The following is a 7,876-nucleotide window of genomic DNA, read 5'->3' as shown; positions in this document are numbered from 1 at the left end:
CCTTGGTACCGCGGATCAGCAGGATGCAGCACAAGGCCACCAGGATCATCGGCGGCAGGTTGAAGTGGTTCAGGTTATAGATCGTGCCTTCCGCCGTCGACACGATCATCGGCGAACGCAATGCCTCGGGAATCTGCCAGCCAAAGGCATTGATGAGGAAGTTGTTCAGATAGTCCGACCAGCCGATCGCCGTGGCACTGGCGGCCAGGCCGTACTCCAATAGTAAACAGAAGGCGACGATGAAGGCCAGGAACTCGCCCACCGTGCTGTAGGCGAAAGAGTAGGCGGAACCGGAAGCGGGGATGCGGAAGGACAGCTCGGCGTAGCACAGCGCGGTCAGGCCCGCGGTCAGTGCCGCCAGCAGGAAGGAAAGGATCACCGAAGGACCGGCCTTGGGCACAGCTTCCACCATGGTGAAGAAGATACCGGTGCCGATGGTGGCGCCGACGCCGATCATGGTCAGCGAGAACAGGCCGATGGAGCGGCTGAGTCCTGTGTCGTGCAGGCTCTCGGCGGCCGCGCCGCCCGATCCGACCGGTTTGGTACGGGTCAGTTTCTGTACCAGCGTTTGGTTCACAGATTTTCCTTGGGTAAATGCAGCCGCCACGCCGGTTGTGCCGCCGCGCCCTGCTTATTTTCTACGGTCAAAAAAACTTAGCGATTATAGGGCTTCCCGCGACCACCGCCAGCGTATTTTGTGGGTGGCTTTACAACAGATAGCGACGGTTTACTGAGGCTTTTGTTTTACCTATGAAACCACGATTTTTATTTGGAACAAAACCCTAGCGCTCCGGGATTTGTCTGCTATATTTCAATCACATTACAACTCATATATAAACCCTTGTTTTATATATGAAACTTAACGAGACAGATGATGATTGAGATTGAATTCCGCAATGTCGGCAAGAGCTTCATCGACCGGCAAACTTCCCAACCGCGCGCCGCGGTCAGTAACCTGAACATCTCCATCCGCAGCGGAGAAGTCGTTTCAATCATCGGTCCGTCCGGCTGCGGAAAATCCACTCTTCTGAATATGGGCGCCGGCTTGTATATGCCGACCGTGGGCGAGGTCTATGTCGGCGGCCAGCTGGTCACGCGCCCGGTGCGCAAAGTAGCCTTCATGCTGCAGAAGGATCTGCTGATGCCGTGGCGTTCCATCCGCGCCAATGTGGCGCTGGGCCTGGAGATCGATGGCGTCGGCGCCAAAGAGCGCCAGCGTGTGGCGGACGACCTGCTCGCCAAATGCCACCTGAAAGGATTCGAGGACCATTTCCCCTTCCAGCTTTCCGGCGGCATGCGCCAGCGCGCGGCGCTGGCCCGCACGCTGGCCGTCGATCCGCAAGTGCTGCTGCTGGACGAGCCCTTCTCCGCGCTGGATGCGCAGACCAAGATGATCCTGCAGCAGGACCTCGCCAAGATGCTGCACGAGAAGCGCAAGACGGCCCTGTTCATCACCCACGACCTGATCGAAGGCATCGCCCTGTCCGACCGCCTGCTGGTGATGAGCGAGCGCCCCGGCAGCATCATCGAAGAAATCGAAGTGAACCTGCCGCACCGCGACAACCCGCTGGAGCGCCGCAAGCTGCCCGAGATCGGCCCGCTGGCCGGCCGCCTGATGGAACTGCTCAAGGTGGGCAAGGACCAGGAAGCGGAATTGCATTAACCGACACGATCATCGACCAGGAGTGAAAGTATGAGCATGAAAAAGATTCTCGCCTCTCTCGGCTGCGCAATGGCCGTCACAAGCGCCCTGCCTGCCATGGCAGCCCCGGAAGAAATCACCTACCTGCTGCCGGCCCCGCCGAATACCGTGGCCTTTGCACCGTGGATGATCGCGCAGCAGAAGGGCTATTACGCGGAAGAGAACCTGAAGGTGACCTTCGTGGCAGCCAAGGGTGGCGTCGACGTGGCGAAGCAGATCGGCGCCGGCAATGCCGTCATCGGCGGCGCGATTGGCGATACCCCGATCATCGTGCGTGCCAACGGCGTGCCGGTGAAAGCCATCGCCGTGCTGGGTGCGGGTTCGCTGACCATGGTAGGCGTGCACAAGGACGAAGGCATCAAGGACCTGAAAGACCTGAAGGGCAAGACCGTCACCGTGATGTCCTACACCGACACCACCTACTACGCACTGCTGGGCAATATGAAGAGCATTGGCCTGGGCAAGAGCGATGCAGCAATCCAGGCGGCAGGGCCTTCCGGCGTGTGGCAGATTTTCGCAGGCGGCAAATCGCAGGCGCTGGCCGGCGTGCCTGACTGGATCGTGAGCGCCACCGATGCGGGTGCCAAGGTCGAGATCCTGGAAACCAACGGCTTCAAGAGCATGGCCCAGGCCATCATCGCTTCCGATGAAACCATCAAGACCAAGCCGGAACTGCTGAAGCGCCTGGTGCGCGCCACTCTGCGCGGCATGGAAGACATCATGAAAGATCCGAAGGCCGCCRCCGCAACTTATGTCGCCGCCGTGCCTGCATACAAGGGCAAGGAAGCCAGCATCGAGCAGATCTTCAACCTGTACCGCAAATACGTGTACGCGAACCAGCAGCCGGTCGGCCAGATCGACGCGGCGCGCATGGAGAACGTGCAGAAGTTCTATGTCAGCGAAGGCATCGTCAGCAAGGCTGCTGCCGTCAACGACCTGTTCACCAACCAATTCGTAGGCACCGCACGCTAATGAATACCGCAACGACAACCGTTTCAACCCCGGCCATGAGCGCGCCAAAATCCCGCCCGCTGCTGAACGACTCGGCCCGCACCGTGATCGGCAGCCTGCTGGTACTGGTGGTGTTCCTCTCGGCCTGGCAATGGGGACCGGCCTGGCTGGGCATGCCGGAGTTCATCCTGCCTAACTTCTCGCGCGTGCTGCAGGAATCCGTCGCCATGTGGCACAACAGCGACCTGCTGCACCACTTCGGCGTAACCGCGATGGAAGTGGTGGCCGGCTTCGTGCTGGGTTCCCTGCTTGGACTCGCCGTCGGCGTGGCACTGGGCCTCTCGCCGCGCGCCGAAGCCATGCTGTCGCCTTACATTCTGGCGCTGCAGATTGCACCCAAGGTCGCGTTTGCGCCGCTGTTCGTGATGTGGCTGGGTTATACCGTGTATCCGAAGATCCTGGTCGCTGTGCTGATCGTGTTCTTCCCGGTGATGATCAATGTACTGTCCGCGATCCGCACCGTGGACCCGGACATGGTCAACCTGGTGCGCACCCTGAACGCCAGCCGCTGGCAGATCTTCCACCTGGTTGAATTCCGATCCGCCATGCCGGCGCTGTTCTCCGGCCTGCGCATCGCTTCCACGCTGGCAGTGATCGGCGTGACGGTCGGCGAACTGGTTGGCGGCAACCAGGGCCTGGGCTTCCTGCTGGTGGATGGCGAAGGCCAGGGCAATACGGCTGCCGTCTTCGTCGCCATCTGCGCACTGACCCTGACCGGCATCGTGACCTACGCCGCCGTCGTATGGGCCGAGCGCCGTGTGCTGCACTACCTGCCGAAACTGTCGAAGTAAGGAGAACGCAATGTCCGATACTTCCAAACTCCTCGCCGGCCGCCGCGTACTGGTGACCGGCTCGGCACGTGGCCTGGGCCTGGCGTTTGCCACGGCGATCGCCGAAGCCGGCGCCACCGTCGCCATGGCCGACATCCTGCGCGATGTGCTGGACGACAGCGTGGCCGCATTGCAGGCGCGCGGCCTGCAGGTATGCGGCTTCCCGCTGGATATGGCCGATCCGGCTTCCATCGAAAGCTGCGCCACCGCCGCCATCGCCAGGCTGGGCGGCCTGGATGGCCTGGTCAACAACGCCGCCATCACCAATTCCGGCGGCCGCTCGTCGCAGCAGCTCGAAATCGATATGTGGGACAAGGTGATGCAGGTGAACGTGCGYGGTACCTGGCTGATGACCAATGCCTGCCTGCCGGCGCTGCGTGCATCCGGCAACGGCGCCATCGTCAACCTGGCTTCCGACACGCCGCTGTGGGGCGCGCCGAACCTGCTGGCCTACGTAGCAAGCAAGGGCGCCGTGATCGGCATGACCCGTTCGCTGGCCCGCGAAGAAGGTCCCAACAACATCACCGTCAACGCCATCGCGCCGGGCCTGACCAAGGTGGAAGCGACCGAATACGTACCCGCCCAGCGCTACCAGCACTACCAGGATGGCCGTGCCCTGCAACGCCTGCAGGTGCCGGACGACGTGACGGGCGCCGTGCTGTTCGCGCTGTCCGGCCTGTCGCGCTTCATCACCGGCCAGGTCCTTGCCGTCAACGGCGGCTTTGTAATGAATTGAGATCACAGGAGCTAAACAAATGACCGACGTATCCGAACAAAAGCAGATCAAACGCAGCTGGGACCAGCCGCAAGGCGCCTCCTTCGAGCAGTGGATGAATACCCGCATCGCGCGCTTCTCGACCCGCAAGTACGACTGGAATGCGCTGAAATTCCAGGCCGACTACGATCCGAAATACCGCCGCGCACAGATGCGCTATATCGGCACCGGCGGCACCGGCGTCGCTTCGGACACCAGCACCATCCCGTCCGAGCACTTCACCTTCTCGACCATGATCATCCCGGCCGGCCACGAGGGTCCGCCGCACGTGCACGTCGATGTGGAAGAGGTTTTCTTCGTCCTGCGCGGCAAACTGAAACTGGTGCTGGAGAAGGACGGTGAGCGCTATGAAACCATCCTGACCGACCGCGATGTGGTGTCGATCCCGCCGGGTGTCTACCGCGAAGAGATCAATATCGGCGAAGAAGATGCGCTGATGTGCGTGATGCTGGGCGCCCAGAAGCCGATCACGCCGACGTATCCGCCTGAGCATCCATTGGCGTCGATCAAGCGAGGCTGAGATGAATTTCCCAAGCGCCCAATTCCATGCCACCGCCGCTGCGGATGGCCTGCAGCACGCGCTGTCGCTGCTGGACAGCCATTTCCCGGAAAAGCTGGCCGCCGTTGATGGCGGCGTAGTGAGCTACCGCGAAATGGCAGCCGGTGCCGATGCAGCGCTGCCGGTCGTCGTCCTGCTGCACGGCATCGGCTCGGGCGCAGCATCCTGGCTGCCTTGCGCGCTGGACCTGGCCCGCAACGCCCGCGTCATTGCGTGGAATGCGCCCGGATACGGCAATTCGGACCGGCTGCCGGCTGCACGCCCTGCGGCGGCCGCTTATGCGGCGCGCCTGCGCCAGTTGCTGGACGCCCTCGGCATCAAGCGCTGCACGCTGGCCGGCCACTCGCTCGGCGCGATGATGGCAAGCGCTTTCGCCGGCGCCAACGCGGGCATGCTGGAACGCCTGGTTCTGCTCAGCCCTGCCCGTGGCTACGGCATCGCCGGCCGCCTGGAACAGGGCACGCAGGTGGCACGCGAGCGCCTGTCCACGCTGGGTGAACTTGGGGTACACGGCCTGGCCACGCAGCGCTCGGCGCGCCTGGTGTCCGGGCAAGCCGACACGCTGCAGCGCGACTGGGTGCGCTGGAATATGGCGCAACTGCGCGCCGACGGCTACACGCAAGCCGTGCACCTGCTGTGCGGCGACGCCATCGAGAACTATGCACCGGCCGTGCCGGGTGCGGTGTGGTGCGGCAGCGCCGACCGCATCACCACGCCGGAAGACAGCCGCGCGGTAGCCGAACGTTTCGGCCTGCCCTTCGCGCTGATCGAGAACGCAGGTCACGCCTGCTATGTCGAACAGCCGGGCATCGCGGCAGCAGCAATCCTTCAACATTAATCGGGGACCACTTCAAATGACCAACAAGCCTGAAGCCGCAGAAGACGACAACAGCGAACGCTACACCGTGCCTGGCCTGGAACGCGGCCTGCGCCTGCTGTGCGAATTCAATCGCCAGGAAAAGACCTTGTCCGCACCTGAACTGGCCAAGCGCCTTGACGTGCCGCGTTCCACCGTATTCCGCCTGCTCACGACACTGGAACGTATGGGCTTCGTGGAGCGCAGCGAAAGCGGCCGCGATTACCGCCTCGGCATGGCAGTGCTGCGCCTGGGCTTCGAATACCTGGCGTCGCTGGAGCTGACCGAGATCGGCCGTCCGCTGCTGGAACGCCTGCGCGACGTGATCGGCTACTCCACCACGCTGGTGGTGCGCGACGGCCGCTCCATCGTGTACGTCGCCAAGTCCGTGATGCCGACGCCTTTCGTCAGCTCCGTGAATGTCGGCACCCGCCTACCCGCCCACGCCACGGTACTGGGCCGCGTGCTGCTGGAGGACCTGACCTTGCCGCAGCTGCGCGAGCTGTATCCGGAAGAGCACCTGCAGGCCTATTCCGAGCGCACCCCTGCCACCGTGCTGGATCTGTTCAATATGGTGCAGCAGGACCGCGAACGTGGCTACGTGCTGGAAGAAGGCTTCTTCGAGCGCGGCATTTCCACCGTGGCAGCGCCGGTGCGCGACCGCAGCGGCAAGGTTGTCGCCGCGCTGGGCGCCACCATCCCCGGCCCTCATATCGACGCCGGCCAGATGCAGCGCATCATCACCGAGGTGTGCGCCAACGCCGCCGAGATGTCGCGCCTGCTGGACCACGCCCCTGCGCAAGGCGCGCAGGTCGTGAACATGTTCCAGCGCTAAGGAGTACAGCATGAGCATGACCAACCTGACAGGACGAGTGGCCGTGGTGACGGGCGGTTCGTCCGGCATCGGCTACGCCACCGTCGAATTGCTGCTGCAGTCCGGCGCCGCTGTGGCGCTGTGCGGCCGCGATGCCGAGCGCCTCGATGGCGCTGCCGCCAAGCTGTGCGCCGCATATCCGCAAGCGCGCATCTTCGCCCGCACCTGTGACGTCCTGGCGCCGGCACAAGTCAACGAATTTGCCACTGCGGTCGAACGCGAGCTGGGCGCCGTATCCATGCTGGTCAACAACGCCGGCCAGGGCCGCGTCTCGACCTTTGCCGATACCAGCGACGCCGCATGGGCAGAGGAGCTGCAACTGAAGTTCTTCTCGGTGCTGAACCCGACGCGCGCCTTCCTGCCGCAATTGCGCCGCGCGCCCGGCCAGGCCTCCATCGTTTGCGTGAACTCCCTGCTGGCCGTCCAGCCAGAGCCGCACATGGTCGCCACTTCCGCCGCACGCGCCGGTGTTCATAACCTGGTGCGCTCGCTGGCCACCGAATTCGCGCCGGATGGCATTCGTGTCAACGGCATCCTGATTGGACTGGTCGAATCCGGCCAGTGGCGCCGCCGCTATGAAGCGCGGCTCGCCGAAGAAAACGCCATGAGCTGGGACGACTGGACCGCCCGCCTGGCGCAGAAAAAACAGATCCAGYTCGGCCGCCTTGGCCTTCCGGAAGAAGCAGCACGCGCCATTGTGTTCCTGGCCTCGCCACTCTCTTCCTACACCACGGGCAGCCATATCGATGTTTCCGGAGGACTTGCACGCCATGCCTAAGCAAAAAATTACCGTCGGTGCCGCCATTGCGGCCTTCCTTGAACAGTGTGGCGTCAAAGCTGCCTTCGGGGTGATTTCCATCCACAATATGCCGATCCTCGATGCATTCGGTGAGCGCGGCCAGATCCGCTTCGTGCCGGCACGCGGCGAAGCGGGCGGCGCCAATATGGCCGACTCCTATGCCCGCACCACCGGCGGCCTGGGTGTCTGCCTGACCAGCACCGGCACCGCGGCAGGCAATGCGGCAGGCGCCATGGTCGAAGCGCTGACCGCCGGCACGCCGCTGCTGCACCTGACCGGCCAGATCGAAACGCCTTACCTGGACCGCAGCCTGTCCTATATCCACGAAGCGCCGGACCAGTTGACCATGCTGAAGGCCGTATCGAAAGCCGCCTTCCGCATCCGCAGCACCGAGACTGCACTGGGCACGGTCAAGCAGGCAGTCCAGATCGCGCTGACGCCGCCAATGGGTCCGGTCAGCGTCGAGATCC

Annotated in this window: 10 protein-coding genes; 9 read left to right on the top strand and 1 reads right to left on the bottom strand. The window is 63.4% G+C overall.

Annotation, left to right across the window (positions count from 1 at the left end; all coding sequences use genetic code 11):
* Positions 1-577: amino acid permease (locus tag AB4Z11_RS15930; RefSeq protein WP_442026223.1), on the bottom strand; the 577-nt coding region annotated here is incomplete at its 3' end.
* 297 nt (positions 578-874) lie between these two features.
* Between AB4Z11_RS15930 and AB4Z11_RS15925 the strand changes: the two genes are divergently transcribed.
* From AB4Z11_RS15925 to AB4Z11_RS15885, 9 genes are all read left to right on the top strand, one after another.
* The gene (locus tag AB4Z11_RS15925; protein ID WP_442026225.1) at positions 875-1,663 is read left to right on the top strand and encodes an ABC transporter ATP-binding protein; all 789 of its coding nucleotides are present in this window, start codon (positions 875-877) and stop codon (positions 1,661-1,663) included.
* 36 nt (positions 1,664-1,699) lie between these two features.
* Complete coding sequence (locus AB4Z11_RS15920; protein WP_442026224.1) at positions 1,700-2,674, top strand: ABC transporter substrate-binding protein; 975 nt, start codon at positions 1,700-1,702, stop codon at positions 2,672-2,674.
* 35 nt (positions 2,675-2,709) lie between these two features.
* Entirely contained in the window at positions 2,710-3,504 is a 795-nt protein-coding gene (locus AB4Z11_RS15915) for an ABC transporter permease (protein WP_442026222.1), read from the top strand.
* A gap of 10 nt (positions 3,505-3,514) precedes the next feature.
* Entirely contained in the window at positions 3,515-4,279 is a 765-nt protein-coding gene (locus AB4Z11_RS15910) for an SDR family oxidoreductase (protein ID WP_442026221.1), read from the top strand.
* A gap of 19 nt (positions 4,280-4,298) precedes the next feature.
* Positions 4,299-4,838 carry a cupin domain-containing protein gene (locus tag AB4Z11_RS15905; RefSeq protein WP_442026220.1) on the top strand — a complete coding sequence of 180 codons (540 nt, stop codon included), beginning with the start codon at positions 4,299-4,301 and terminating at the stop codon, positions 4,836-4,838.
* A 1-nt stretch (position 4,839) separates the two neighbouring features.
* On the top strand, positions 4,840-5,715 hold the full coding sequence (locus AB4Z11_RS15900) for an alpha/beta fold hydrolase (protein ID WP_442026219.1): 876 nt from the start codon (positions 4,840-4,842) through the stop codon (positions 5,713-5,715).
* A 16-nt stretch (positions 5,716-5,731) separates the two neighbouring features.
* Positions 5,732-6,568, top strand: a complete 837-nt coding sequence (locus AB4Z11_RS15895) for an IclR family transcriptional regulator (RefSeq protein ID WP_442026218.1) — start codon at positions 5,732-5,734, stop codon at positions 6,566-6,568.
* Positions 6,569-6,578: 10 nt separating this feature from the next.
* Positions 6,579-7,385, top strand: coding sequence for an SDR family oxidoreductase (locus AB4Z11_RS15890; protein WP_442026217.1), 807 nt, complete (start codon positions 6,579-6,581; stop codon positions 7,383-7,385).
* Positions 7,378-7,876: thiamine pyrophosphate-binding protein (locus tag AB4Z11_RS15885; RefSeq protein WP_442026216.1), on the top strand; the 499-nt coding region annotated here is incomplete at its 3' end. The genes AB4Z11_RS15890 and AB4Z11_RS15885, both read left to right, overlap by 8 nt.

This window comes from Pseudoduganella sp. RAF53_2, from assembly GCF_052113985.1.
In the GTDB taxonomy this organism is placed as follows: Bacteria; Pseudomonadota; Gammaproteobacteria; order Burkholderiales; family Burkholderiaceae_D; genus Rugamonas.
Note: the sequence above shows the minus strand (reverse complement) of the source record. Positions and strands in the feature narration are given on the sequence as shown.